Here is a 26,110-nt window from a genome sequence, read left to right as displayed (position 1 = left end):
CGGTGATTTCGGCGCCCGGCTCTGATTGGATAGCCTGGCTCCTCAGCCGACCGTTACGGTCCGCGTCGTCGCCAGGCGAAGGTGAGGTGATCCACGATGCCTCGGTTCGTCGACCGCGTCGTCATCCATGCGCGCGCCGGTGCCGGGGGTAATGGCTGCGCCTCGGTTCATCGCGAGAAATTCAAGCCGCTCGGCGGCCCCGATGGTGGCAATGGCGGCCGCGGCGGCAGCATTGTTTTCGTCGTCGATCCGCAGGTGCATACCCTGCTCGATTTCCATTTCCATCCGCACGTCACCGCGCCCTCGGGCAAGCAGGGGATGGGCAGCAACCGTGACGGTGCCGCCGGCACCGACCTCGAAGTCAAGGTGCCCGACGGCACCGTCGTCCTCGACGAAAACGGCCGGATGCTGGCCGACCTTGTCGGCGCGGGCACCCGCTTCGAAGCCGCCGCCGGCGGCCGCGGCGGGCTTGGCAACGCCGCTCTTGCATCGCGGGCGCGCAAGGCCCCCGGCTTTGCGCTGCTGGGCGAACAGGGCCAGACCCGCGACCTGACTCTGGAACTCAAGACGGTCGCCGACGCCGGCCTGATCGGCTTTCCCTCGGCCGGCAAATCTTCGCTGGTGTCCACGATCTCGGCGGCCAAGCCCAAGGTCGCCGACTACCCCTTCACCACGTTGGTTCCCAACCTCGGCGTGGTGTCGGCGGGTGAGCACACCTTCACCGTCGCGGACGTGCCCGGCCTGATCCCGGGTGCCTCCCAGGGCCGCGGCCTGGGCCTGGATTTCCTCCGGCACATCGAGCGATGCGCCGTGCTGGTGCATGTCGTCGACTGCGCGACTGCCGAACCCGGCCGCGACCCGATCTCCGACATCGACGCGTTGGAGGCCGAACTCGCGGCGTATACGCCCACCCTGCAAGGGGATGCGACGTTGGGTGATCTGACCGAACGGCCCCGCGCGGTGGTGCTGAACAAGATCGACGTGCCGGAGGCGCGCGAGCTCGCCGAATTCGTTCGTGACGAGATCGCCGAGCGTGGCTGGCCGGTGTTTCTGGTGTCGACGGTGGCGCGAGAGGGTTTGCAGCCGTTGATCTTTGGGTTGTGGAAGATGATCTCGGACTATCAGGCCGCGCAGCCCGAAATCGTGCCGCGGCGTCCGGTGATTCGCCCGGTTCCCGTCGATGACAGCGGCTTCAGTGTCGAGCCGGATTCCCAGCAGCCGGGCGCTTTCGTCGTCAGCGGCGCGCGGCCCGAACGTTGGGTCCACCAGACCAACTTCGACAACGACGAGGCCGTCGGATATCTCGCCGACCGCCTGGCGCGCCTCGGTGTGGAAGAGGAGTTGCTGCGGCTGGGCGCACGACCGGGTTGCGAAGTGACCATCGGAGACATGACGTTCGATTGGGAGCCGCAAACGCCTGCGGGGCAACAGGTTGCGTTGTCGGGCCGTGGCACCGACGCACGGTTGGAGCGCACCGAGCGCATCGGCGCGGCCGAACGTAAGGCTGCCCGGCGCCAGCGCCGCGAGCACGGTGAGGAGTCGTGAGCCCCAATCGCGACGCCATCCGCAATGCTCGCAGCCTGGTGGTCAAGGTCGGGACCAACGCGCTGACCACCCCGGCCGGGGTGTTCGACGCGGGCCGACTGGCCGGGCTGGCCGATGCGATCGAGGCGCGGATGAAGGCGGGTACCGACGTCGTCATCGTGTCGTCCGGAGCCATCGCCGCTGGCATCGAGCCGCTCGGATTGTCTCGCCGTCCCAGGGATTTGGCGACAAAACAGGCTGCGGCCAGCGTTGGTCAGGTGGCGCTGGTGAATTCGTGGAGCACCGCGTTCGCCCGCTACGGCCGCACGGTAGGGCAGGTGCTGCTGAGTGCGCACGATATCTCGATGCGGGCCCAGCACACCAACGCCCAGCGCACGCTGGACCGGCTGCGCGCACTGCACGCGGTGGCGATCGTCAACGAGAACGACACTGTGGCCACCAACGAGATCCGGTTCGGCGACAACGACCGGCTTTCGGCGCTGGTGGCTCACCTGGTCGGTGCCGAAGGGTTGGTGCTGCTGTCCGACATCGATGGGCTTTATGACACGGATCCGCGAAAGACCGACGGCGCGAGGTTCATCGCAGAAGTTGCGGGATCCGCGGATCTGATCGGCGTAATCGCCGGACCCGGAAGCGATTTGGGCACCGGCGGAATGGCATCGAAAATGTCCTCGGCGCTGCTGGCCGCCGACGCCGGTGTTCCGGTGCTGCTGGCCGCTGCGGCCGACGCCGCGACCGCGCTCACCGACGCCTCGGTCGGCACGGTGTTCGCCGCACGCCCGGTGCGGATGTCTGCACGTCGGTTCTGGGTGCGTTACGCCGCTGAGGCGGCCGGCGCGCTGACCCTGGACGGGGGGGCCGTGCGCGCGGTAGTGCGGCAGCGTCGCTCGCTGCTGCCCGCCGGGATCACCGCGGTGGCCGGGCGGTTCTACGCCGGTGATGTCGTCGAACTGCGCGACCCGGACGCGGTGATGGTGGCCCGGGGCGTGGTCGCCTACGACGCGACTGAACTGACCACCATGATGGGCCGCTCAACCTCTGAGCTGCCCGGCGAGCTGCGCAGGCCCGCGGTGCACGCCGACGACTTGGTGGCGGTGTAAGGGACGATCCTGGTGCGCCGTGGCCGGCGGCACTTCGGGACTGATCCGTGGGCGCCACTTCGGGATAAGCCGTGGGCGTCACTTTGGAACTAAGCCGTGGGCGCCACTTCGCGACTAATCCGTGGGCGCCACTTCGGGACTAATAGACTTTTCCAAACGTGCTAGCGCATGCGCCAGCACGTTTGGGGTTGACCTCGTGGTCGGACTGTCGGCTCATCGAGATGAGTCGGGTCAGCGCTCCGAGGTCGGCTTGAGATACAGTGCACCCCATACGATTTCGGCCAGGGTGGCGGCCAGCTCGGCGTCGTAGTCGGATGGCTTCGTCGGCAGGTTCTGCTGGCAGGCCCGTTCGACCATCCAGGTCAGCGCGCTGGCGGTGGTCAGCGGGGCCAGCTCGGGGCGGATCGCGCCATCGGCCTGGCCGTCTTCGATGACGTGGGTGAGTTGCTCGGAGATCCCAGTCAGCAGTTCGCGATACGTTTGCCCCGTCAGCGGGTCGTAGGCGGCCATTTCGTTGAGTGCGACCAGCACCGCCTGATGCCGCCGGTAGGTGGCGATGACGCGGCTCATCGCCGTTCGCACGTCGTCCGGGTCATGCCGGCCGGCCACGCTCCACCAGCTGCGCGCGCCGTCGGTCAGATCGCCGAACACCTGGCCGGCGAGCCGGCGCAGCAGATGACCCTTGTCCTCGAAGTAGATGTAGAAGCTGGCCCGGGAAATGCCGGCCTCGCCCGAGAGCCGGTCCACGCTCAGTTCGGTGAAGCTCGCGCCGTCGCGCATCAGCCGTTCGGTGGCGTCCAGCAGGCGGCGCTCCATCTGTTCGCGGCGCTGCTCGCGCGCCGCACCTCGGTGCCCCTGCGGCTTGCGGGTGAGCGACGGCATGCGCCGAGCATAACCGACCCGTCGACATATTGACTAGACATAGTGTCTAGGCATATTGTCGCGGGGAAGCTGTGACCGGGGTCATACGAGACGGAGGATCACCATGGCCGTGATGACGGGAAAATCTGGCACCGACAGGACTGGCCGTGCCTACGACGAGATCGATCTGTCCTCGCGGGTGTTCTGGTCCACCACCGCGGCGGACCGGGAACGCTCGTTCGCCGTGCTGCGGGCCGAACGCCCGGTGAGCTGGCATCCGCCGGTCGAAGACTCATTGATGCCGGACCCGACCGACCCCGGCTTCTGGGCGGTCACCCGGCGCGCCGACATCGTCGCCGTCAGCCGCAACAACGAGGTCTTCATGTCCGGCCGGGGCGTGATGTTCGAGAGCATCCCGGTGGAGCTGCTCGAGGCGTCGCAGTCCTTCCTGGCGATGGATCCTCCGCGACACACCAAGTTGCGCAAGCTTGCTCACGCCGCGCTCAGCCCCCGGCAGGTCCGCCGCATCGAAGACTCGATCAAGGCCAACGCCAAGGCCATCGTCGAAGAACTGCGGGCCGCCGGCAGTGGTGCGGATTTCGTCGACCGCTGCGCCAAGGAACTGCCCATCCGCACCCTGTCGGACATGATGGGGATTCCGGAATCCGAGCGTGAGCGTATGGCCCACGCGACCGATGCCCTGGTGTCCTGGGCCGACCCGGAATTCCTCAACGGGCGCCCGGCGATGGAAGTCCTGGTGGAAAACCAGCTGTATCTGCACCAAGTCGTCGGCAGCCTGGCCACCGAACGCCGGAAGCACCCCGGCGACGATCTGATCAGCAGCCTGGTTACCGCCGAGGTCGACGGTGACCGCCTGGAAGACGCGGAGGTGGCCGCGTTCTTCGTCCTGCTCTCCGTGGCGGGCAACGACACCACTCGGCAGACCATCAGCCATACGCTGAGGGCGCTCACCGATTTTCCCGATGAGAAGGCCTGGCTACTCGAGGATTTCGACAACCGGATCGGGACGGCCATCGAGGAGTTCATCCGCTGGGCGACGCCGGTCATGACCTTCCGTCGCACGGCGGCAACGGATTTCGAGCTGGGCGCGCAGACGATCCAGGCCGGCGAGAAGGTGGTGATGTTCTATCCATCGGGCAACTGGGACACTGAGGTATTCGACCACCCGGAACGCTTGAACTTGAACCGTGACCCCAATCCGCACGTCGGCTTCGGCGGCGGCGGATTGCACTTCTGCCTCGGTGCGCACGTGGCCCGGGCCCAGCTGCGGGCGATATTCGGTGAGCTGTTTCGCCAGCTGCCGGACGTCCAGGCGGGCGAGCCCAGCTACTTGGCCGGTAACTTCGTGCACGCCATCCGCAGCATGCCATGTAGTTTCTAACGCGTTGGCAGGGGCGCTAATTCGTCGGCGAGCAGCGTCAGCAACTCCGAGCACCCGCCGTCGACCTTGACGGTGGCCAGGTCGTCGCCGCGGGTCTGGCCGCGGTTGATGATGGCGATCGGCATGCCCAGCGCGGCGGCGTGGCGGACGAACCGGTAGCCGGAGAACACGGTCAGCGACGAGCCGGCGACCAATAACGCGTCGGCCTGTTCCACCAACCTAAACGATTCTGCCACAACATCTTTGGAGACGCTTTCGCCGAAGTAGACGATGTCCGGCTTGAGCATGCCGCCGCAATGGTCGCAACCCAGATACCGGAACGACGCGGTGTCGGCGACGACGGCGTCGGCGTCGGGAGCCACCGCCAGCCCGCCGATCGCTTCGGCGCGCTCGATGAACCCGGGGTTGAGCGTCTCCAGCCGTTCGGCCAATGCCGCACGGGTCATGGTGGCTCCGCAGCTCAGGCAGGCCACCTGCGCGTAGGTGCCGTGCAGGTTGATGACATTTCGGCTGCCGGCCTTGGTGTGCAGCAGGTCGACATTCTGTGTGATCACGCCGGTGACCACCGATGCGGCCTCGAGCTCGGCGAGTGCTCGGTGGCCCGCGTTGGGCGGCGTCTCGTCCATATGCCGCCAACCGACGTGGTTGCGTGCCCAGTACCGCTGCCGAAACGTCGGATCGCTGGTGAACTGGCGGATCGTCATGGGATTGCTCGGAGGTGAATCGGGTCCCCGGTAGTCGGGAATGCCCGAATCGGTGGAGATGCCCGCGCCCGTCAGCACCGCGAATCGACGGCCGGCCAGCAGAGTGACCAGTTCGGGCGATTCTGCGCAGCCGACGGTCACGCACCCAGCGTAGGGGATTTAGCCCAGGCAGTCCGCCGCGGTGGTGAGCTCCGCGGCCATGTTTTGCCGCATCATCGTGCACGCCGCCGCGCCCAGGTCGGCATCGATGTGTGCGACGGCATCGGTTGGGATCACGACGGGGAAGTGCCGCACGTAGGCATCCAGGGCGGTGTAGAGGATGCATTGCTCGGTGACCTGACCGGTGATGATCAACCGCTTCGTTTCCAGCCGGTTGAGCAGGTATGCCAGTGCCGTGGCATAAAACGCGCTGTGCCGGACTTTCGTCATCACGCGGCAGTCCTCGGTGGGCAGGATCGGCTTCACCAGATCGGGCCGGGCCCCGTCGCGTGCGGCATGAACGATGTCGGAGAACTGCGCGGTGAAGTCCCCATAGTTGTCGTTGACGTACACCAGGTCGACGTCGTCGATTTCACGTGCCCGGCGAACCAAATCGGTCAAAGGCTCGATGATCTTCGCCACATTGGGTATTAGATCTTCAGCATCGGGATGCTGATATGTGTTCATCATGTCGACCACTAAGACAGCCGTGTCACTCATGGCGTCGGGGATACCCGCCGACTCCCGGTTGACACGCATGGGACGACAATGGAAGGGCGATGGACTTTTACAACTCTTACAGCCAGGGCTTTGCCCGCGTCGCCGCGTGCACGCACCGCACCGTCATCGGCGACCCGGCCGCGAACGCCGAATCGGTCCTGAGGATGGCCAGGGAATGCCATGACGATGCCGTTGCGCTCGCCGTCTTTCCGGAACTGACGCTGTCCGGCTATTCCATCGAAGACATCGTGCTGCAGGATCTGTTGCTTGACGATGTCGAGAAGGCCGTCGCGGAGATCGTCGCGGCCTCGGCCGACTTGTTGCCGGTGCTGGTGGTCGGTGCCCCGTTGCGCCATCGGCACCGGATCTACAACGCCGCCGTCGTCATCCACCGCGGCGAGGTGCTCGGGGTGGCGCCGAAGTCCTACCTGCCCACCTATCGGGAGTTTTACGAGCGCCGCCAGATCGCACCAGGAGACGACGAGCGCGGGAGCATCCACGTCGCCGGCCTCGAGGTGCCATTCGGCCCCGACCTGCTTTTCGAGGCTTCCGACGTGCCCGGTTTGGTGCTGCACGTGGAAATTTGCGAGGACATGTTCGTGCCGATCCCGCCCAGCGCGGAGGCCGCGCTCGCAGGCGCGACGGTGCTGGCCAACCTGTCCGGCAGTCCGATTACGATCGGTCGCGCCGAGGACCGCTGCCTGCTGGCCCGTTCGGCCTCGTCGCGGTGCCTGGCCGCTTACGTGTATTCGGCTGCCGGGGAAGGTGAATCGACGACCGACCTGGCCTGGGACGGTCAGACCATGGTGTTCGAGAACGGTGTGATGCTGGCGCAGTCCGAGCGCTTCCCGAAAGGAGAGCGGCGCAGCGTCGCCGACGTCGATATCGAATTGCTTCGCTCGGAACGGCTCCGGATGGGCACGTTCGACGACAACCGCCGCCACCATCGGACGACGACGGACGACTACCGGCGAATCCCGTTCCGGCTGGACCCTCCGGGCGGCGATATCGGGTTGCGTCGCGAGGTCGAGCGATTCCCCTTCGTTCCCGCCGACCCGCAACGGCTGGAACAGGACTGCTTCGAGGGCTACAACATCCAGGTCGCCGGTCTCGAACAGCGGCTGCGCGCACTGGATTTCCCCAAGGTCGTCATCGGGATTTCCGGTGGGCTGGACTCGACGCACGCGCTGATCGTCGCCGCACGCGCGATGGATCGCGAACAACGCCCACGCAGTGACATCTTGGCGTTCACCCTGCCCGGCTTTGCGACCGGCGACCACACCAAACGCAACGCGGCCGAGCTGTGCCGCACGCTGGGTGTGACGTTCTCCGAGATCGACATTCGCCAGACCGCGGAACTGATGCTCAAGGAGATGGATCACCCGTTCGCCCGAGGCGAGGAAGTCTATGACGTCACCTTCGAAAACGTTCAGGCCGGTTTGCGCACCGACTACTTGTTCCGCCTGGCCAACCAGCGAGGCGGGATCGTGCTGGGCACCGGAGACCTGTCCGAACTCGGATTGGGCTGGTCGACATACGGTGTCGGCGACCAGATGTCGCACTACAACGTCAATGGCGGCGTACCCAAAACGCTTGTCCAGCACCTGATCCGCTGGGTCATCTCGTCGGAACAGTTCGAGCCGGAGGTCAGCGAGGTGTTGCAGTCGGTGCTCGACACCGAGATCACCCCGGAGCTGGTTCCCAGCGGCGAAGAGGAAGAGCTGCAGAGCAGCGAGGCGAAAGTGGGCCCGTTTGCACTACAGGACTTTTCACTGTTCCATGTGCTGCGTTACGGATTCCGGCCGTCGAAAATCGCTTTCCTGGCCTGGCATGCGTGGAGCGATCCCGAACAGGGCATCTGGCCGCCCGGCTTCCCCGAGGACAAACGGCCGTCGTACTCGCTGAAGGAAATTCGCCATTGGCTGCAGGTGTTCGTGCAGCGGTTCTACTCGTTCAGCCAGTTCAAGCGGTCCGCCCTGCCCAACGGGCCCAAGGTGTCGCACGGCGGTTCGCTGTCGCCGCGGGGGGATTGGCGCGCCCCGTCCGATATGTCGGCGCGCATCTGGCTCGACGAGATCGAACGCGAGATTCCGGAGGACTAGTTCGCACACTCGCGGGCCCGCTCGGGCGCACCGAGCGGGCCCTGAGCGTGTTGATCAAGCCCTTGCGCGGCGCCATCCCTGGTATTGCACTTCGGCGAACACCAGCGTGTAAACGCCGGCCGCTAGGTTCAACACCACGCCGGTCGACGTCAACGGGAAGACGTCGGCGAGCACGAGCACGATTGCGGCCACCGTGTATGTCACGTTCGCGATGATGACGCCCATGCCGGCGCGCCGTACCGACGGCAAGGCGGCCAGCCCGAACACCACCGCGCCGTAGGTGATCAAGAAGGCGCCCATGCCGTACTCGAACGCTTTCGTGGTGCCCGAGAGGTCGGCGAGCCAGCCGGCCACCGGGATACCGGCCAGGCCGACCAGCGCGCTGATGGCGGCGTCGGCACGCATGGCAAGGCGAAGCAAGCCGTCCCGGGTACCGGTGCGGTCGATCGTGATTGCGGACATGATGTTCCTTTCTCGACGGCGGACTGCGATCGCCACCGACGCTGCTCGCAAACCACTGCCAGATCGACGCCAGCCGCTGCCAAACACTGCCAACCGCAGGTCAGCGGGGTGATGGCCCCCACCGCGCGCTGGTAGGTTCGATCGAGCGTGTAGCGGTGTGGGCCATGCCCGGGATCGGTGGTGGCCAGGCGTAGTCGTCATGGGCCGGATTGGCGGGCAGCGCGGCTAGGACGCGTCCCGGAGCGCTTTGTCGATCGCAGCGGCGTCCGGTGCGCAATCACCAGCGCCGGCCACCAGCGTCGCCAGCGCACCCGCCGCGCAGGCGCGCCGCAAGGCGATCCGCCGCTGGTCTGGCGAGCCGGGATTGGTTGGCCAATTGGCGGCCAGCACGCCGGCGAACACGTCGCCGGCCCCGGTGGTGTCCACCGCATCCACCGTCGGAGCCGACACGGTGTACTCGCCGTCCACGCCAACGTAACGGGCGCCGCTCGCGCCCAGCGTTACCACTAAATGCTTTGGACGCCAGGGCCATTCGTCGGCCTCTTCTTCGTTGGTGATCACCACGTCCGCGGCGGCCGCCAAATCGCTTAACGAGTCGGAGTCCTGACCGGCGGGCGAAGCGTTCACGAGGACGACCGCGCCGGACGAGCGGGCGTGTCGCGCCGCGGCGACCGCGGTGCGCAGCGGGATCTCCAGCTGGGTCAACAGCACATCGCAGTCACCGACGACCGCGCGGGCACGGTCGTCGGTTAGTGTGAAACGACCGTTGGCACCCGGCGCGACAACGATGGTGTTCTCGGCGTTCGCGTCGACCACCACGATTGCCGTGCCGCTGGGGCCGGGAATTTCGACGGCTCCGTCCAGTCCGACGCCGTTGGCCTCGAGGTGCGCGCGCAATTGCCCGCCGGCCGCGTCATCGCCCACCGCGCCGACGAATTGCACCCGGGCACCGGCGCGCGCCGCCGCCACCGCCTGATTTCCACCCTTGCCGCCGGGGGCGTGCGCCAACGATGACGCCAAAACCGTTTCCCCGGGCCGCGGAAGGGCATCGACACTTAGCGACAGATCCAGATTCACGCTGCCCACGACGCAGACCCCGGCCATGAGCAATGACGTTAGTCGTGGCGGCGAGGCAAAGCACACCCGCCGGCACCAGCACCGTGACGCCGAATCGCGTCACGGCAAACGGCGAATAACTCGATGTCCGCGCGATATTCTGCTGCGTTAGGGGAGCTGGATCCCGAGAAAAGGGGCAGGCGATTGACCACTCGCGAGCTAACGGACGCTGAGCCCCATAGCGATCCTGAACCGGCTCAATCCACCACCAAGCGTCGGCGTGCGCTGTCCCGATTCCGGTTCGGTATCCAGTCCAAAATTCTGATCACCATGCTGCTGTCGAGCATCCTGGGCGTGGCGGTGATCGGTGCCATCGCGGCGGCATCGGGGCGCAACGCGTTGCGGCAGGTCGAGTCCGAACGTCTGATCGAGATGCGCGAATCCCAGAAGCGGGCGGTGCAGGCGCTTTTTCGCGAGGTGTCGAATTCGCTGATCATTTGGAGTGGCGGGTTCGGCATCAACCAGGCGACGACGGCCCTCACGGCGGACTTCGCTCAACTGAACAATGCGACGATCTCGCCCGCCCAACAGCAGTCGCTGGTCGATTACTACGACAACGACATGATCAAACCGATCAAGCAGATCACCGGCGACACCATCGATATCAGGGCCGTCCTGCCAAGTGCTAACGCGCAGAAGTACATTCAGGCCTACTACACCGCCGCTCCGCGGGCTAACCCCGATGCGCTGCCCGTCCCCGACGCCGGCGACGGCAGCGCCTGGTCGGCGTCCAACGCGCGCTTCGACTTCTACATGCGCGGCATCGTCAATCGGTTCGACTATCGCGACGCGCTGTTGTTGGACATGCAAGGCAATGTCGTCTACAGCGTGCGCAAGGGTCCCGATCTCGGGACCAACGTCCTTACCGGCCCGTACCGCGAATCGAAACTGCGGGAGGCATACCAGAAAGCCCTCGCGTCCAACGATGTCGACTTCGTCTGGGTCACCGACTTCCAGCAGTACCAGCCGGCACTCGATACACCAACGGCGTGGGTGGTGTCACCGATCGGCATGAACGGAAAGTTCGAGGGAGTGATGGCGCTGCCGGTGCCGGTCGCGAAGATCAACAAGATCATGACGGCCGACAAGCATTGGGATGCAGGCGGTATGGGACCGGCGACCGAAACGTATCTGGCGGGACCAGATGACCTGATGCGGTCCGATTCAAGAGTATTCATTGAGAACCCCAAAGAATACCGGCGCTCGGCGATCGACGGCGGCACACCGCCCGACGTGGTCGACCGGGCGATCAGGCTGGGCACCACCACTCTGGTGCAGCCGGTCGATACCGCCGGTCTTCGCGCCGCCCAACGCGGCGAGACGGGCGTGGTCAGCGCCACCGACTACATGGGCAATAGGGAGCTGGAAGCCTATGCGCCGCTCAACATCCCCAATTCCGACCTGCACTGGTCGATCCTCGCTACGCGCGACAATTCCGACGCATACGCCCGACTCGGCAGGTTCAGCAAGAAGATGGTGATCGCTGTCGCGGCAATGATCTTCGCCATCTGTGTGGCCTCGATGTTCGTCGCGCAGCGTGCGGTGCGACCGGTCCGGCGCCTCGAAGAGGGCACCCGCAAGATCAGCTCCGGCGACTACGAGATCAACATCCCGGTTCAGCGGCGTGACGAAATCGGTGACCTCACGGCGGCATTCAACGAGATGAGTCGGAGTCTGGCGATCAAGGAAGAGCTGCTCAACGAGCAGCGCCGAGAAAACGATCGCCTGCTGCTGTCGTTGATGCCCGAATCGGTGGTGCAACGCTATCGCGAGGGGGAGGAGACCATCGCCCAGAAGCATCAGGACGTCGCCATCATCTATGCTGACATCATCGGCCTGGACGAAATATCCAGCGATTTGCCCGAAGACGAGTTGGTCGCCACAGTCGATGATCTCTTCCGGCAGTTCGATGCGGCCGCCGAGGCCCTTGGTGTCGAACGGATTCGCACCTTCCACAACGGCTATCTGGCCAGTTGTGGGGCGGTCACCCCCCGGCTGGACAGCATCCATCGCGCGGTCGACTTCGCCCTCGAAATCGGTCGCATCATCGACCGATTCAATGCTCAATCGGTGCACCAGCTGGGCCTGCGAGTAGGTGTGAACACAGGGAACGTGGTGAGCGGGCTGGTCGGCCGCTCCAGCCTGGTCTATGACATGTGGGGTGGCGCAGTCAGTTTGGCCTACCAAATGCACAGCGGCGCGCCGCAGCCGGGGGTCTATGTCAGTTCGCAGGTGTACGAGGCGATGCGGGATGTCCGGCAGTTCACCGCCGCCGGCACCATCTCCGTCGGCGGTACCGATCAGGCCATCTACCGGTTATTGGAGCGCTGATGAACCTCTTCACCTCGACATGGTTCTACTGGGCGATCGGCATTGCGGCCGGGTTGCCGCTGGGGCTGATCGCGCTCACCGAGCTGCAGGACGCCCTGCTGCGCAGAAACAGCCCACTGGCCCGGCAGGTCGGCCTGGTGCGCAACTATCTGCTGCCGCTCGGTGCGCTGTTGCTCCTGCTGGTTCAGGCCTCGCAGGTCCCGGCCGACGACGTTCCGGTGCGTCTCCTCACCACGGTGTTCGGCCTGCTGGTGCTGGTGCTCGTGCTGTCCGGCCTCAACGCGACGATGTTCGAAGGCGCGCCGGAAAAGAGCTGGCGTAAAAGGCTTCCCACCATTTTCCTGGACTGCGCCCGGTTGGCCGTGATCGGTGTTGGTCTGGCGGTGATGTCGTCCTACATCTGGGGCGTGCGCATCGGCGGTATCTTCACCGCGCTGGGTGTCACATCGGTCGTCATCGGTCTGATGCTGCAGAACTCCGTCGGCCAGATCGTGTCGGGCCTGTTCATGTTGTTCGAGCAGCCGTTCCGCATCGATGAATGGCTGGACACCGGCACGGCCAGCGGACGCGTGGTCGAGGTGAATTGGCGGTCCGTGCACATCGACACCGGCAGCGGCATTCGGGTCACGCCGAACTCGGTGCTCGCCAGCAACGCGTTCACGAACCTTTCTCGTCCGCCCGGCGGGCACAAGCTGTCGGTGACGACGACGTTCTCCAGTGTCGACCCGCCGGACCGGGTGTGCGCGTTGCTGTCACGCATCGCCCAACTGTTGCCCCAGCTCAAGGCCGGCAGCGTACCGCGTACGGTCCCGTTGGGTGCGGCCGAGTACCGCACGACCATCGGGTTGAATTCACCGGCGGACGACGGCGCCGCCAAGGCCACTTTCCTGCGCTGGGCCTGGTATGCGACACGACGGGAGAATCTGCACCTCGACGGCGCCGACGACGACTTCTCCACCGTCGAACGTGTGGAGCACGCGCTGCACACGGTGGTGGCGCCGGCGTTGCGGATCGGCGCCGAGGAGCAGCGATCGCTGCGGTCCGCCGCGAGGATCGTGCGCTATGGCGCCGGCGAGGTGGTGGAGTACGCCGGCCAGGTCCCTACGGCCATGACGTTCCTGGTCTCCGGGCGCGTGCAGCTGACGGCGACCGCCGACGACGGCTCGCTGGTTCCGATCAGCACGCTGGTCACGGGGTCGTTCGTTGGGCTGACCGCGCTGACTCGGCAACCCAACCTGGCCAGCGCGTACGCCCTCGAAGAGGTCACGGCGCTGGAGATCGATCGGGAGCACATTGAGCACCTGGTGACGCGTGCGCCCGTGTTGCTGCAGAACTTCGGCAACATCATCGAAGAGCGGCGCAGCAAGGTGCGCAGTGCGGAGCGCGGGTCGCCACCATCTGGGGTTTTGGCGCCCGATACCCTGGTTTGATGAGTCTGCAAGCACCATCGCTTCCTGACTTGCGCCAGGAGGTGCACAACGCCGCACGCCGCGCCCGGGTTGCGTCACGTGTCCTGGCGTTGCTGCCGACCGTCGCCAAGGACCAAGCGCTGCGATCTGCGGCCGATGCGCTAGCCGCGCACCGCGATCTGATCCTGTCGGCCAACGCCGAAGACCTCGACGCCGCACGGGCCGCCGGCACGCCGTCGGCGATGCTCGATCGGTTGGCGCTGGACGCCAAACGCGTTGAGGGCATCGCCGCCGGCCTGCGTCAGGTCGCGGGGTTGCCCGACCCGGTCGGTGAGGTGTTGCGCGGTTACACGTTGCCCAACGGGCTGCAGCTGCGTCAGCAGCGGGTCCCGTTGGGCGTCGTCGGCATGATCTATGAGGGCCGGCCCAACGTGACCGTGGACGCCTTCGGATTGGCGCTCAAGTCCGGCAATGCCGTGCTGTTGCGCGGGAGTTCATCGGCGACGCGGTCCAACCAGGCGCTGGTCCAGGTGTTGCGTGCTTCGCTGGTCAGCGAGGACCTGCCCACCGATGCGGTTCAACTACTTTCGGCCGATGACCGCGCCACCGTGACGCATCTGATCCAGGCCCGTGGCCTGGTCGACGTGGTGATTCCGCGCGGCGGGGCGAGCCTGATCGACGCGGTCGTCCGCGACGCGCAGGTGCCCACCATCGAGACCGGTGTCGGCAACTGTCACGTCTACGTGCACGAAGGTGCCGACTTGGAGGTGGCGGAGCGAATCCTGCTGAATTCCAAGACCCGTCGGCCCAGTGTCTGCAACGCGGCAGAGACACTGCTGGTCGACGTCGCGATCGCCGAAGACGCGCTGCCCCGGCTGGTGACCGCCCTGCAAGACGCCGGCGTGACCGTGCACGGCGGTTTCTCGAAGGATGCGCACGAGGATGACCTGCGTCGCGAGTACCTGTCGATGGACATCGCGGTGGCGGTGGTCGACGGTATCGACGCCGCGATCGCTCACATCAACGAGTACGGCACCGGACACACCGAGGCCATCGTGACCACCAATATGGCTGCGGCGCAGAAGTTTACGGACGGCGTGGACGCGGCCGCGGTGATGGTGAACGCGTCCACCGCCTTTACCGATGGTGAGCAGTTCGGTTTTGGCGCCGAAATCGGCATCTCCACACAGAAATTGCATGCGCGCGGTCCGATGGGGCTGCCCGAATTGACCTCGACCAAATGGATTGCGTGGGGAGACGGACAAACTCGTCCGGCTTGATACCCGCGTGGAGAAAGCGTTTTTAGGAGAACCGATTGTGAGTGTGCCCGCCCGGTCCAAGCCGTTGTTCGACGACATCGATGACGTGTCGCGGCGGCTGGCCGAGACCGGCTACCTGCCCGACACGGCCACCGCGACCGCCGTGTTCTTGGCCGACCGGCTCGGTAAGCCGTTGTTGGTGGAAGGTCCGGCCGGCGTGGGAAAGACCGAGTTGGCACGCGCCATCGCGCAGGCCACCGGCTCGGGGCTGGTGCGCTTGCAGTGCTACGAGGGCGTGGACGAGGCTCGCGCGCTCTACGAGTGGAACCACGCCAAGCAGATCCTTCGCATCCAGGCCGGGTCCGGGGACTGGGATCAGACCAAGGACGACGTGTTCAGCGAGGAGTTCCTGCTGCAGCGCCCGTTGCTGACGGCCATCCGGCGTACCGAGCCGACCGTGCTGCTCATCGACGAGACCGACAAGGCCGATATCGAGATCGAGGGCCTGCTGCTGGAGGTGCTGTCCGACTTCGCGGTCACCGTTCCGGAACTGGGCACCATCGTGGCCGAGCGAACGCCGCTGGTGGTGCTGACCTCCAACGCCACGCGTGAGCTGTCCGAGGCGCTCAAGCGCCGCTGCCTGTACTTGCACATCGACTTTCCCACTGCCGACCTGGAACGCCGCATCCTGCTGTCCCGGGTTCCCGAGCTGCCCGCGCATCTGGCCGAGGAGCTCGTTCGCATCATCGGGGTGCTGCGCGGGATGCAGCTCAAGAAGGTCCCGTCCATCGCCGAGACCATCGACTGGGGCCGCACGCTGCTCGCGCTGGGTTTGGACACCATCGACGACGCGGTCGTCGCGGCCACGCTCGGGGTGGTGCTCAAACATCAATCCGACCAGCAGCGCGCGACCGGCGAGCTGCGGCTGAATTAGGACGACCGCGATGGCCACCCGCCGCATCCGACCCTCCCGGCCACTCGCCCCGCACGGGCTGCCCGGCCATTTGGTGGGATTCGTCGAAGCGCTTCGCGGGGCTGGGATTTCGGTCGGCCCGTCGGAGACGGTGGACGCCGGCCGGGTGATGGCGACGCTCGGCCTGGGTGACCGCAAGGTGCTGCGCGAGGGCTTGGCGTGCGCTGTGTTGCGCCGATCCGATCACCGCGAGACCTATGACGCCATGTTCGACCTGTGGTTCCCGGCGGCGCTGGGCGCACGCGCGGTGGTCGCCGATGACGACGCCAACGACTTGGCAGACGACAACGCATTGCCGGCCGACGACGTCGAGGCGATGCGCCAGATGCTGGTGGACCTGTTGACCGAGAATCCCGACCTCGCCGACATGGACGAGCGGCTGGTCGCGATGATCGCCCGGATCGTCGAGGCCTACGGCAAGTACAGCTCCAGTCGTGGCCCGTCCTTCTCGTCGTACCAGGCGCTCAAGGCCATGGCGCTGGACGAGCTCGAGGGCAAGCTGCTGGCCGGGCTGCTCGCCTCATATGGTGACGAACCGACTCCCAGCCAGGAGGAGATCGCTAAAGCGCTTGCCGCGCAGCGGATCACCCAGTTGCGCAAGATGGTAGATTCCGAGACCAAACGGCGCACGGCCGAGCAGCTGGGTCGTGATCACGTCCAGATGTACGGCATCCCACAGCTTTCCGAGAATGTGGAATTCCTGCGCGCCTCCGGTGATCAGCTGCGCCAGATGCGCCGGGTGGTTGCCCCGCTCGCCCGAACACTGGCGACCCGGCTGGCAGCCCGCCGTCGACGCGCCCGGGCCGGATCGATCGATATGCGCAAGACGCTGCGCAAGTCGATGTCCACCGGCGGGGTCCCGATCGACGTCGTGCTGGCCAAGCCGCGTCCGGCACGGCCGGAGCTGGTGGTGCTGTGCGACGTGTCCGGCTCGGTCGCCGGGTTCAGCCACTTCACCCTGCTCCTGGTACATGCTCTGCGACAACAATTCTCGCGTGTTCGCGTGTTCGCATTCATCGATACCACCGACGAGGTGACCCACATGTTCGGTCCGGAGGCCGACCTGGCGGTGGCGATCCAGCGGATCACCCGGGAGTCGGGCGTTTACAGTCGCGACGGCCATTCCGATTATGGCAACGCGTTCGCGTCGTTCATGCAGTCGTTCCCCAACGTGCTGTCACCGCGCACCTCGCTGCTGGTGCTCGGGGATGGCCGCACCAATTACCGCAACCCGGAGACCGAGCTGCTGTCCCACATGGTGACGGCCAGCAGGCACGCGCACTGGCTGAATCCCGAGCCCAAGCATCTGTGGGGCAGCGGTGACTCGGCGGTGCCGCGCTACCAGGAAGTCATCGCGATGCACGAGTGCAGATCCGCCAAGCAGCTGGCCGCGGTGATCGACCAATTGCTGCCGGTGTAGGGGTGCGGGCGCCGCGTCGATTCACATCGGCCACACGCGTATCCGTCCGCGGCCGCGCCCTTCGCGCCCGCCTCACAGCGACAACCGCGGGCAGACCGGTGTCTTCGGCAGCATTTGGCGCTGTGAGGCGGGCGCACTGCATGCCGCCCGAATTAGAGGCTGGTGTGGCGCATGTGACCAACGCCTGGAACATCGGGCCCTAGCACCGGCTCAAGTAAGCTGGCAAATCGTGCAAAAGCAGCTTCGCAGGTTAGGAGTGATGGGTGGGACTTTCGACCCCATTCATTACGGTCACCTGGTTGCCGCCAGCGAGGTCGCGGACCTGTTCGACCTCGACCAAGTGGTGTTCGTGCCCAGCGGGCAGCCCTGGCAGAAGGAGCGGAACGTCTCTGCTGCCGAGGACCGATATCTGATGACGGTGATCGCCACGGCATCCAATCCGCGCTTCTCGGTCAGCCGGGTCGACATCGACCGCGCCGGCCCCACCTACACCAAAGACACTTTGCTTGACCTGCGCGCCCTCAACCCAGGCTCTGAGCTTTACTTCATCACCGGGGCCGACGCGCTGGCCTCCATTCTGTCGTGGGAGGGCTGGGAGACGGCGTTCGAGCTGGCGCGCTTCGTCGGGGTCAGCCGGCCCGGCTACGAGCTGCGGCGCGAACACATCACCGGCGTGCTGGGCGAGCTGCCAGACGACGCCCTGACCTTGGTCGAGATCCCCGCGCTGGCCATCTCTTCGACCGATTGCCGCCGTCGCGCAGCGCAGCGCCGACCGCTGTGGTATTTGATGCCCGACGGCGTCGTGCAGTACGTCTCCAAACGCCGGCTCTACCGCGACGACGGGGAGCCTCGCATGATCGCGAACGAAACGCGCTTGACCACTGGGGAACACCCATGAGCGCCACGCAGGAGGCCATCGACATGGCGACGGTGGCCGCGGGCGCCGCGGCCGCGAAGCTGGCCGACGATGTCGTCGTCATCGACGTCTCGGCCCAGCTCGCCATCACGGACTGCTTCGTGATCGCCTCGGCGTCCAACGAGCGACAGGTCAACGCCATCGTCGACGAGGTCGAGGAGAAGATGCGCAAGGCCGGTTACAAGCCCGCCCGTCGCGAGGGCACCCGGGAAGGCCGCTGGACGTTGCTGGACTATCGCGACATCGTCGTTCACATCCAGCACCAGGAAGACCGCGACTTCTATGCCCTGGAGCGGTTGTGGGGTGACTGCCCGGTGGTGTCGGTAGACGTGGACGAGAACCGTGACCACTCCGAAGAATCGGGCGCGCAATGAGAATTCGTCGTCTGATCATGCTGCGGCACGGGCAAACCGAGTTCAACGCGGGTAGCCGGATGCAGGGCCAGCTGGATTCCGAACTCAGTGAACTCGGGCGGGCACAGGCCGTTGCGGCCGCCGAGGTGCTGGGCAAGCTGCAGCCGTTGCTGATCGTGTCGTCGGATCTGCATCGCGCCTACGACACGGCGATCAGGCTGGGGGAGGTGACCGGCGTGCCGGTCCGGGTGGACCAGCGGGCGCGGGAGACGCATCTCGGCGACTGGCAGGGGTTGACCCACACCGAGGTCGACGCGCAGGCTCCCGGCGCACGGCTGGCCTGGCGCGAAGACGCCACGTGGGCGCCGCATGGCGGCGAGAGCAGGGTCGACGTCGCGGCACGCAGCGTGCCGTTGGTCGCCGAATTGGTATCCAGCGAGCCGGAATGGGGTGACCCCGACGGGCCGGATCGCCCGGTGGTGCTGGTGGCTCACGGCGGCCTGATCGCCGCCGCGGCGGCCGCGCTGCTGAAGCTTCCCGTTGCCAACTGGCCGATTCTGGGTGGCATGGGCAATGCCAGCTGGGTGCAGCTTTCCGGCCATAACGACGATCCCGCCGACGAATTCAACAGTATCCGTTGGCGTCTGGATGTGTGGAACGCTTCCGCGCAGGTGTCCAACGATGTCCTCTGAGCCCAAGCCCACCCTGCTGATTTTCGCCGACTCGTTGGCCTACTACGGTCCGACCGGGGGACTTCCCGCCGACGATCCGCGAATATGGCCTAATATTGTTGCGGCACAACTTGATTGGGATGTCGAGCTGATCGGCCGCATCGGTTGGACCTGCCGCGACATCTGGTGGGCGGCGACCCAGGACCCGCGGGCGTGGGCGGCGCTCCCCAGGGCCGGCGCGGTCATCTTCGCCACCGGCGGCATGGATTCGCTGCCGTCGGTGCTGCCCACCGCGCTGCGCGAGCTGATCCGCTACGTGCGGCCGCCCTGGCTGCGGCGCTGGGTCCGTGACGGCTATGGCTGGGCGCAGCCCAGGCTCTCTCCGATCGCCCGGCCGGCCCTGCCTCCGCATCTGAGCGCCTACTATCTCGAACAGACGCGTGGCGCAATCGATTTCAATCGCCCGGGCATCCCGATCGTGGCGTCGCTGCCGTCGGTGCATATCGCCGACACCTACGGAAGGGCCCACCACGGTCGCGCGGGGACGGTGGCCGCCATCACCGAATGGGCGCAAAGCCACCAGGTACCCTTGGTGGATCTCAAAGCCGCTGTCGCCGAGCAGATTATCAACGGCCGCGGAAACCCCGACGGCATCCACTGGAATTTCGAGGCTCACCAGGCGGTCGCGGAGCTGATGCTCAAGGCGCTCGCCGAAGCCGGCGTGGCAACGATGCAGAGCGCGCAGCGCGATGAGGAGGAGCCGCGCAATCAAGCCGGCGTGGCAACGATGCAGAGCGCGCAGCGCGATGAGGAGGAGCCGCGCAATCAAGCCGGCGTGGCGCACGAGAAGCGCCGCGGGTAGCGCTTGTGACCGTCGTGGTGGTGACCGACTCGTCGGCACGTGTGCCCGCCGACCTGCTCGAGAAGTGGGGGATACGTGTCGTTCCGCTGCACATCTTGCTCGACGGCAACGATCTGCGTGATGGTGTCGACGACGTTCCCGGCGACATATACAAATTAGCGGCGACCACCGCGGCGGCCACTCCGGCCGAACTGGCCGACGTGTACCAGCAGGCGCTGGCCGACAGCGGCGGCGACGGCGTGGTGGCAGTCCACATCTCGGCGGCGCTGTCGGGCACCTGCCGCGCCGCCGAGCGTACCGCCGCCGACCTCGACCCGAACGTGCGCGTCGTCGACTCCAAATCGGCTGCGATGGGCACCGGTTTCGTCGCTCTGGCCGCCGCGCGGGCCGCGGCCGATGGCGGGGACGTCGAGGCCGTCGCGGACGCCGCGCGTGCCGCCGTGGACCGCGGGCATGCCTTCATGGTGGTGCAACGGCTGGACAACCTGCGCCGTAGCGGGCGCATCGGCGGGGCGAAGGCGTGGCTCGGCACCGCCCTGGCGCTCAAGCCGCTGTTGCGTATCGATGATGGCAAACTTGTTCTGGCTCAACGAGTGCGCACGGTGAGCCATGCGACGCAGACGATGATCGAACGGGTCTGTGAGGTCGTCGGCCAGGACGTCGCCGCCCTGGCTGTGCACCACGTCAACAATCCGGTCGGCGCACAAGAGGTGGCGACGGCGCTGCGCGAGCGGTTACCGGCGTGCGAGCCGCCGATCATCACCGAACTGGGACCGGTGCTCGCGGTGCATGTCGGCGCGGGCGCGGTCGCGGTGAGCGTAGGGCTCCCCCGGCGGACTAGCGATCGCGAGCGGGGCGTGGCCGGTTCGCCACTCTCGGACTAGGCGTTCACCGGCCGCCGCGCGTTGTCACCGCGCGGGTGTACAACCTGCGGCCACCAGAACCACCGTCCGAGCAGGGTGGCGATCGAGGGCATCAGCAGCGTGCGCACGATCAGCGTGTCGAGCAACAGACCGATGCACACCGTGGACCCGAACTGACCGAGCACGCGCAGATCGCTGCCCAGCATGGACGCCATGGTGAAGGCGAACACCAGGCCCGCCGCCGTCACCACACCACCGGTGCCGGCCATCGACCGGATGATCCCCGTCTTGAGCCCGCGATGGATCTCTTCACGGAACCGGGAGACCAGTAGCAGGTTGTAGTCCGACCCGACGGCCAGCAGGATGATGACCGACAGCGCCATCACGATCCAGTGGATCCGGATGCCGAACAGGTCCTGCCAAATCAACACGGACAGACCGAATGACGCGGCGATCGAGCTGGCCGCCGTGCCGACGATCACCAGCGCGGCCACCACACTTCTCGTCAGCAGCAGCATGATCATGAAGATCAGCGTCAGGGCCGACACCACGGCGATCATCAAGTCGTATTTCTCGCCATCGGCCATGTCTTTGAACGTTGCGGCGGTTCCGCCGAGATAGACCCTGGCATCCGACAGCGACGACTGCTTCAAGCCCTCCTGGGCCGCGGTGCGTTCGGCGTCGACGCGCGCGATGCCCTCCGGCGACATCGGGTCGCCCTGATGGGTGATGAAGAACCGCGCCGACTTACCGTCCGGCGACAGAAACATGCGCAGACCCGTCTGGAAATCGGGGTTGTCGAAGGCTTCCGGCGGGAGGTAGAAGAAGTCGTCGTTCTTGGAGTTGTCGAAGCTTTGCCCCATCACGATGGCGGTGTTGCTCATCGCCTCCATCTGGTTGATCATCGCCTTGAACGTCTGATACAGCGTCAGCGTGATGCCCCTGGTGGTCTTCAGCGTGGTGATGAGCGTGGGGAACAGCGCATTGAGGTCGTGGGTGGCTTTGGCGGTGTGCGCGATGTCGGTTGTGAGGTAGTGGAACTGCTCGGCGAGTTGGTCGAAGCCGTCGAACGTGTCGAACAGGGACCGCAATCCGATGCACACCGGAATGTCGTAGCAGTGCTTCTCCCAGTAAAAGTACGTGCGGATCGGCCGGAAGGTGTCGTCGAAATCCGCGATGTGATCGCGCAGCGTGTCGGTGATCTGCGACGTCACCGCCGTGGTCCGTGCGCTGTCGTCGGCGGCGTTGGCCAGGTCTAACGACACCTCATACTGGCGCTGCGTGGTGTCGATCTGGGTTTGCAGGTCATCGGCCATCTTCAGGATGTCGTTCATGCGCTCCTTGAGGAAGCTCATGTTCTGCATCGTCGTCTGGCTTTGTACGCTGTTCTGGAACGGAATCGAGCTGTGCTGGATCGGGATGCCCAGCGGTCGCGTGATGTCCTGGACCATGGCGATGCCGAGCGTGCGCATCTCGTTCTTGGCCACCCGGTCCAAGACGAGCATGTCTGCCGGGTTACGCATGTCGTGGTCAGACTCGACCATCAACAGGTCGGGGTTCATCCGTGCCTCGGAGAAATGCCGATTGGCGGCCTCCTGCCCCTGATTGGACGGGGCTGACAACGGCAGGTAATGGCGGTCGTTGTAGCTCGTGTGGAAGCTGGGCAGCGCGATCATGCCGACTAACACGATCGCGGCGCTGACGGCCAAAATCGGTGCGGGCCAACGCACAACGGCGGTGCCCACCCGGCGCCACAGCCGACCGCGCTTGGCCTGCCGTTCGAAGAGATGGAAGCGACTGCCGACGAAGACCACCGCGGGGCCCAGCGTGATGCCGGCCAGCACCACGACCAGCATGCCGATCGCCACGGGTGCGCCCATCGTGTTGAACCACGGCAGCCGCGAAAAACTCAGGCAATAAGTCGCGCCCGCGATCGTCAAGCCCGATCCCAAGACGACCGGGGCGACGCCCTTGAATGTGGTGTAGTACGCGCTTTCTCGGTCCTCGCCGGCGGCCAATGCCTCCTGATAGCGGCCGACGAGGAAGATTCCGTAGTCGGTTCCCGCCGCGATCGCCAGCATGGTCAAGATGTTGGCGGCGAAGGTGGTGAGCCCGAATGCGTTGTGGTAAGCGAGAACCGCGACGACTCCGCGCGAGCAGGCCAGCGCGACAAAGGTCATGAACAGCTGCACCAGCGTGGTGACGATGGACCGGTAAACCAGCAGCAACATGATCGCGATGGCACCCAGGGTGAACAGCGTGATCTTGGCCAGGCTGGCGTTGCCGATGATGTGCATGTCGTCGGACAGCGCCGCGGGACCCGTGACGTAGGCCTTCACGCCGGGTGGCGCCCTGTTCTCGTCGATCACCTTGCGAACGGCGTCCACGGACTCGTTGGCCAGCGTCGTGCCCTGGTTTCCGGCGAGGTTCACCTGCACATAAGCGCTCTTGGCGTCGGCGCTCTGAGCGCCCGCGGCGGTGAGCCGGTCGCCCCAGAAGTCCTGGATGTGCTGAATGTGCCTGGGGTCTTGGCGGAGTTGCCGAATCAGCTTGTCGTAGTACTGGTGGGCGTCCGGCCCGAGCGGGTGCTGACCCTCCAGGACGATCATCACGGTGCTGTTGGAGTCGAACTCGTGGAAGTTGTGGCCCAGGCGCATCATCGCCTTCATCGACGGCGCGTCCAGCGGTGTCATCGGCGCCGAGTGCGCCTCGCCGACCTTCTCCAGGGTGGGAACGATGACGTTCACCAACACGGTGATGGCCACCCAGCCCAAGATGATCGGTACCGCGAAGATGCGGATCGCGTGGGGCAGGTAAGGCCGGTGGCCCCGCTCCGCCTTGGACAGGCTGCCGGTTTTGATCGGGCCGGTGTCGGCGGTGCTCAGGTCGCGTTCGGTCTTGCTGTTCACATCGCTCATGCGGACTTCACCAGGCAGAAGGTCTGGGCGTTATGGCCGTCGGAGTTCTGGCTGTCGCGGACGACGCCGTCCACGGTGATCTTGCAACTGATCGTGCCGCCGTCGCTCTGCGCCATGATGTTGGCGCTGACCGAGGGCAGCGTGGTCGAGATCGTGGTCGACCACGGCAGTGGGGCGTTGTTGACCTGGTGGGTGTCGGCGTTTTCGTCCCAGTAGTTGATATTGGCCGTCGTACCCGGGGAGCCGGAGATTTCGTAGACGACGACCTTGGGATTGAACTGCACGATTTCGATCCCTTTGCCGGCGTTTGCGTTGAGGTCTTCCGAGCCGAAGATCTTGTGCAGCCGCGACACGATCAGCGCCGACACCGCCAGAACGACGACCAGCACCAGCGGGATCCACACTTGTCTCAAAGCGCGGGTCATCAAGCCGGGGCGGGGACCTGAGCCCGGACTAGTCACCACCTGACCGCCTTCCGCAAAGCTCACCAACCGTCGCCGACGACACCGATGTCAACGGAACATTTGCTCAGTTAGGGATACTAACCTTAGTGCACGCAAGCGTTCCTCGCGGGGCCGCCACCTGTGGCGGACGGCATATCCGCTAGTGGGCCAGCCGGCCGGTGACAGGTGGCAAATCCGCCAGTGTCACGATCCCGGGCGGAGCGGCGACCACGGCCGGGACGGCATTGGTAACCGGCATCGCCGTGTAGATCATTCCCAGTCCCATGAACCCGGGCTCGGTCCAGTCCTTGGGTGGCAGGCAGTGCAGCACGGTGCGCATGTTGGGCAACCCGAACACTTGAATGACGTGGCCGTGCTCGAGCGGCTTGGGCGGGACGACGTGACTGCCCATGGTCCAGTTGAACCCGACGCTGACGACGTTGCGATCGCCAACCCAGCCGCGGTGGTAGCCGTAGACGCTGCCGACCGTTCCGGCGGGGATCTTCATAAAGCCCAGATCGGAGTCATCGGTGGCCGCAGTGAACGTGACGTCGAAGGTCATCTTGTCCAGCTTCGCCCCGATCGCGTCGGCCATCATCGCGGCCGATTCCGCGAAGACTTCGCTTTCGCGCCGGACGTTTTCGGCCAGTCCCGGGGTATCGGGAGCTTGCGAAAACCCCATCGCTGTCTGAGTTTCCGCCGACTCGTAGGTCGAGCAGTCGACGGACTCGGTGATCCGGATCTCGTCAACGCGCTCGCACGAGGCGGAGAGCACCATGCCCACCATGTTCGTCATGCCCGGGTGCGCGCCGCTGCCGAAGATCGTCGAATTGCCCTTATAGCAGGCGTCCTCGATGCGTTTGAAGTCCTGTGGCGTCTGTTTGCCACCGGTGATCCACGCGGCGCTGGTGCACACGTTGACTCCCGATTCCAGCAACCGTACCAACTCGTCGACGCTGGGCCACAACGGGTTATAGCAACATGCGTCGGCGCCCAGGGCCAACAGCGCGTCGATGTCGTTCGTCGCTTGCACGCCGGTCGGCTCCGCCCAGCCCGCCAGGTCGGCGGCGTCGACGCCGACCTTGTCGGCGCCATGGGCATACACCCCGGCCAGTTCCAAGTCTGGCCGCCCGATGATGGCGTGCAGCGACCGGCGACCGATGTTTCCGGTCGTCCACTGGATCACCCGCAGCGGACGGTCCGTGCTTGCCTTGCTCATCGCGGCTCCTTTGCCGTGGGCGAACTAGTTGCTGATCTCGAATCCTGCGTTGACCTTGGTCGGGCGCACCCGCACCGGGATGCTGGGTTACCTCGCCGCCGACGGCCGGCCGCTGGTCGCGCCGGTGTGGTTCGTGGTCGACATCGGGCAGGACGGCGCCGAGCTGGCGTTCAACACCGGGCGCGACACGTCGAAAGGCCGTGCACTGGCGCGTGATCCGCGCGTGGTGATCTGCGTCGACGATCCCCATCCGCCGTACTCGTTCGTCCAGGTGCAGGGTCTGGCCACGGTCAGCGAGGATGCGCATGAGGTGCGCGACATCGCCACCCGCACCGGTCGCCGCTACATGGGCGCAGCACGCGCGGACGAATTCGGCCGTCGCAACGGCGTTCCCGGTGAATTGGTGGTGCGGGTGCGCCCGACCAAGGTCAACGCAGGATTCGAGATCAGCAACTAGTTCGCCCACGGCAAAGGAGCCGCGA

Annotated in this window: 23 protein-coding genes; 15 read left to right on the top strand and 8 right to left on the bottom strand. The window is 65.9% G+C overall.

Annotated elements, in window-relative coordinates; all coding sequences use genetic code 11:
- Window positions 1-96: 96 nt before the first annotated feature.
- Complete coding sequence (gene obgE, locus A5686_RS22550; protein WP_067938837.1) at window positions 97-1,545, top strand: GTPase ObgE; 1,449 nt, start codon at window positions 97-99, stop codon at window positions 1,543-1,545.
- On the top strand, window positions 1,542-2,645 hold the full coding sequence (gene proB, locus A5686_RS22545) for a glutamate 5-kinase (protein ID WP_067938835.1): 1,104 nt from the start codon (window positions 1,542-1,544) through the stop codon (window positions 2,643-2,645). The genes obgE and proB overlap by 4 nt, the downstream gene beginning before the upstream one ends.
- Before the next feature lie 231 nt (window positions 2,646-2,876).
- Here proB and A5686_RS22540 read toward each other — a convergent pair whose 3' ends face one another.
- Window positions 2,877-3,527, bottom strand: a complete 651-nt coding sequence (locus tag A5686_RS22540) for a TetR/AcrR family transcriptional regulator (RefSeq protein ID WP_067938834.1) — start codon at window positions 3,525-3,527, stop codon at window positions 2,877-2,879.
- A 103-nt stretch (window positions 3,528-3,630) separates the two neighbouring features.
- On the opposite strand from A5686_RS22540, the gene A5686_RS22535 reads away from it, so the two are divergent.
- Complete coding sequence (locus A5686_RS22535; protein WP_067938831.1) at window positions 3,631-4,908, top strand: cytochrome P450; 1,278 nt, start codon at window positions 3,631-3,633, stop codon at window positions 4,906-4,908.
- On the opposite strand, the gene A5686_RS22530 is transcribed toward A5686_RS22535, so the two are convergent.
- Together A5686_RS22530 and A5686_RS22525 are read right to left on the bottom strand one after the other, a co-directional pair.
- Complete coding sequence (locus A5686_RS22530) at window positions 4,905-5,753, bottom strand: NAD-dependent deacetylase (protein WP_067938823.1); 849 nt, start codon at window positions 5,751-5,753, stop codon at window positions 4,905-4,907. The genes A5686_RS22535 and A5686_RS22530 overlap by 4 nt on opposite strands.
- Before the next feature lie 18 nt (window positions 5,754-5,771).
- The gene (locus A5686_RS22525; RefSeq protein WP_067939043.1) at window positions 5,772-6,311 is read right to left on the bottom strand and encodes a cysteine hydrolase family protein; all 540 of its coding nucleotides are present in this window, start codon (window positions 6,309-6,311) and stop codon (window positions 5,772-5,774) included.
- Between the two features lie 59 nt (window positions 6,312-6,370).
- Here A5686_RS22525 and A5686_RS22520 point away from each other — a divergent pair, with 59 nt between their 5' ends.
- Entirely contained in the window at window positions 6,371-8,413 is a 2,043-nt protein-coding gene (locus A5686_RS22520) for an NAD(+) synthase (protein ID WP_067938818.1), read from the top strand.
- Window positions 8,414-8,467: 54 nt separating this feature from the next.
- On the opposite strand, the gene A5686_RS22515 is transcribed toward A5686_RS22520, so the two are convergent.
- Window positions 8,468-8,875 (bottom strand): hypothetical protein, encoded by a 408-nt coding sequence (locus tag A5686_RS22515; protein ID WP_067938816.1) that lies wholly within the window; start codon window positions 8,873-8,875, stop codon window positions 8,468-8,470.
- 225 nt (window positions 8,876-9,100) lie between these two features.
- The gene (locus A5686_RS22510; RefSeq protein ID WP_067938815.1) at window positions 9,101-9,979 is read right to left on the bottom strand and encodes a ribokinase; all 879 of its coding nucleotides are present in this window, start codon (window positions 9,977-9,979) and stop codon (window positions 9,101-9,103) included.
- A 156-nt stretch (window positions 9,980-10,135) separates the two neighbouring features.
- On the opposite strand from A5686_RS22510, the gene A5686_RS22505 reads away from it, so the two are divergent.
- The 10 genes from A5686_RS22505 (at window position 10,136) to A5686_RS22460 (ending at window position 21,069) form a co-directional block, all read left to right on the top strand.
- Complete coding sequence (locus tag A5686_RS22505) at window positions 10,136-12,322, top strand: adenylate/guanylate cyclase domain-containing protein (protein ID WP_067938814.1); 2,187 nt, start codon at window positions 10,136-10,138, stop codon at window positions 12,320-12,322.
- Entirely contained in the window at window positions 12,322-13,752 is a 1,431-nt protein-coding gene (locus A5686_RS22500; protein ID WP_067938811.1) for a mechanosensitive ion channel family protein, read from the top strand. The genes A5686_RS22505 and A5686_RS22500 overlap by 1 nt, the downstream gene beginning before the upstream one ends.
- Window positions 13,752-15,011 (top strand): glutamate-5-semialdehyde dehydrogenase, encoded by a 1,260-nt coding sequence (locus A5686_RS22495; protein ID WP_067938806.1) that lies wholly within the window; start codon window positions 13,752-13,754, stop codon window positions 15,009-15,011. Before A5686_RS22500 ends, A5686_RS22495 begins: the two co-directional genes overlap by 1 nt.
- A gap of 37 nt (window positions 15,012-15,048) precedes the next feature.
- A complete protein-coding gene (locus A5686_RS22490; RefSeq protein ID WP_067938804.1) occupies window positions 15,049-15,924 on the top strand; it encodes a MoxR family ATPase in 876 nt (291 codons plus the stop codon).
- A gap of 10 nt (window positions 15,925-15,934) precedes the next feature.
- Window positions 15,935-17,383 (top strand): VWA domain-containing protein, encoded by a 1,449-nt coding sequence (locus tag A5686_RS22485; RefSeq protein ID WP_067938802.1) that lies wholly within the window; start codon window positions 15,935-15,937, stop codon window positions 17,381-17,383.
- 229 nt (window positions 17,384-17,612) lie between these two features.
- Entirely contained in the window at window positions 17,613-18,281 is a 669-nt protein-coding gene (gene nadD / locus A5686_RS22480) for a nicotinate-nucleotide adenylyltransferase (RefSeq protein WP_082947753.1), read from the top strand.
- Window positions 18,278-18,673: a ribosome silencing factor gene (gene rsfS, locus A5686_RS22475; RefSeq protein WP_067938798.1), complete on the top strand. Its 396-nt coding sequence runs from the start codon at window positions 18,278-18,280 to the stop codon at window positions 18,671-18,673. Before nadD ends, rsfS begins: the two co-directional genes overlap by 4 nt.
- Window positions 18,670-19,344 (top strand): glucosyl-3-phosphoglycerate phosphatase, encoded by a 675-nt coding sequence (gpgP, locus tag A5686_RS22470; RefSeq protein WP_067938796.1) that lies wholly within the window; start codon window positions 18,670-18,672, stop codon window positions 19,342-19,344. The genes rsfS and gpgP overlap by 4 nt, the downstream gene beginning before the upstream one ends.
- On the top strand, window positions 19,334-20,185 hold the full coding sequence (gene octT, locus A5686_RS22465) for a diglucosylglycerate octanoyltransferase (protein ID WP_067938793.1): 852 nt from the start codon (window positions 19,334-19,336) through the stop codon (window positions 20,183-20,185). Before gpgP ends, octT begins: the two co-directional genes overlap by 11 nt.
- 5 nt (window positions 20,186-20,190) lie before the next feature.
- Window positions 20,191-21,069 (top strand): DegV family protein, encoded by an 879-nt coding sequence (locus tag A5686_RS22460; RefSeq protein ID WP_067938791.1) that lies wholly within the window; start codon window positions 20,191-20,193, stop codon window positions 21,067-21,069.
- Here A5686_RS22460 and A5686_RS22455 read toward each other — a convergent pair.
- The 3 genes from A5686_RS22455 to A5686_RS22445 form a co-directional block, all read right to left on the bottom strand.
- Window positions 21,066-23,966, bottom strand: a complete 2,901-nt coding sequence (locus tag A5686_RS22455; RefSeq protein WP_067938789.1) for an RND family transporter — start codon at window positions 23,964-23,966, stop codon at window positions 21,066-21,068. The two genes, A5686_RS22460 and A5686_RS22455, sit on opposite strands and share 4 nt — an antisense overlap.
- Window positions 23,963-24,391, bottom strand: coding sequence for an MmpS family transport accessory protein (locus tag A5686_RS22450; RefSeq protein ID WP_067938787.1), 429 nt, complete (start codon window positions 24,389-24,391; stop codon window positions 23,963-23,965). The genes A5686_RS22455 and A5686_RS22450 overlap by 4 nt, the downstream gene beginning before the upstream one ends.
- 178 nt (window positions 24,392-24,569) lie before the next feature.
- Entirely contained in the window at window positions 24,570-25,628 is a 1,059-nt protein-coding gene (locus tag A5686_RS22445) for a dihydrodipicolinate reductase (RefSeq protein ID WP_067938785.1), read from the bottom strand.
- A gap of 49 nt (window positions 25,629-25,677) precedes the next feature.
- On the opposite strand from A5686_RS22445, the gene A5686_RS22440 reads away from it, so the two are divergent.
- Complete coding sequence (locus tag A5686_RS22440; RefSeq protein ID WP_255405052.1) at window positions 25,678-26,085, top strand: PPOX class F420-dependent oxidoreductase; 408 nt, start codon at window positions 25,678-25,680, stop codon at window positions 26,083-26,085.
- The last annotated feature ends 25 nt before the right edge of the window (window positions 26,086-26,110 follow it).

Origin of the sequence: Mycobacterium sp. E2479, from assembly GCF_001667925.1 — a bacterium.
Lineage (GTDB): Bacteria > Actinomycetota > Actinomycetes > Mycobacteriales > Mycobacteriaceae > Mycobacterium.
This window is presented reverse-complemented; position numbering and strand designations above follow the sequence as displayed.

Excerpts from the sequence above, each read along its gene's own strand:
- obgE (WP_067938837.1), top strand. The coding sequence starts at position 97 with ATGCCTCGGTTCGTCGACCGCGTCGTCATCCATGCGCGCGCCGGTGCC.
- A5686_RS22540 (WP_067938834.1), bottom strand. The coding sequence starts at position 3,527 with ATGCCGTCGCTCACCCGCAAGCCGCAGGGGCACCGAGGTGCGGCGCGC.
- A5686_RS22535 (WP_067938831.1), top strand. The coding sequence starts at position 3,631 with ATGGCCGTGATGACGGGAAAATCTGGCACCGACAGGACTGGCCGTGCC.
- A5686_RS22525 (WP_067939043.1), bottom strand. The coding sequence starts at position 6,311 with ATGAGTGACACGGCTGTCTTAGTGGTCGACATGATGAACACATATCAG.
- A5686_RS22520 (WP_067938818.1), top strand. The coding sequence starts at position 6,371 with ATGGACTTTTACAACTCTTACAGCCAGGGCTTTGCCCGCGTCGCCGCG.
- A5686_RS22515 (WP_067938816.1), bottom strand. The coding sequence starts at position 8,875 with ATGTCCGCAATCACGATCGACCGCACCGGTACCCGGGACGGCTTGCTT.
- A5686_RS22510 (WP_067938815.1), bottom strand. The coding sequence starts at position 9,979 with ATGGCCGGGGTCTGCGTCGTGGGCAGCGTGAATCTGGATCTGTCGCTA.
- A5686_RS22500 (WP_067938811.1), top strand. The coding sequence starts at position 12,322 with ATGAACCTCTTCACCTCGACATGGTTCTACTGGGCGATCGGCATTGCG.
- A5686_RS22495 (WP_067938806.1), top strand. The coding sequence starts at position 13,752 with ATGAGTCTGCAAGCACCATCGCTTCCTGACTTGCGCCAGGAGGTGCAC.
- A5686_RS22485 (WP_067938802.1), top strand. The coding sequence starts at position 15,935 with ATGGCCACCCGCCGCATCCGACCCTCCCGGCCACTCGCCCCGCACGGG.
- rsfS (WP_067938798.1), top strand. The coding sequence starts at position 18,278 with ATGAGCGCCACGCAGGAGGCCATCGACATGGCGACGGTGGCCGCGGGC.
- gpgP (WP_067938796.1), top strand. The coding sequence starts at position 18,670 with ATGAGAATTCGTCGTCTGATCATGCTGCGGCACGGGCAAACCGAGTTC.
- octT (WP_067938793.1), top strand. The coding sequence starts at position 19,334 with ATGTCCTCTGAGCCCAAGCCCACCCTGCTGATTTTCGCCGACTCGTTG.
- A5686_RS22455 (WP_067938789.1), bottom strand. The coding sequence starts at position 23,966 with ATGAGCGATGTGAACAGCAAGACCGAACGCGACCTGAGCACCGCCGAC.
- A5686_RS22450 (WP_067938787.1), bottom strand. The coding sequence starts at position 24,391 with ATGACCCGCGCTTTGAGACAAGTGTGGATCCCGCTGGTGCTGGTCGTC.
- A5686_RS22445 (WP_067938785.1), bottom strand. The coding sequence starts at position 25,628 with ATGAGCAAGGCAAGCACGGACCGTCCGCTGCGGGTGATCCAGTGGACG.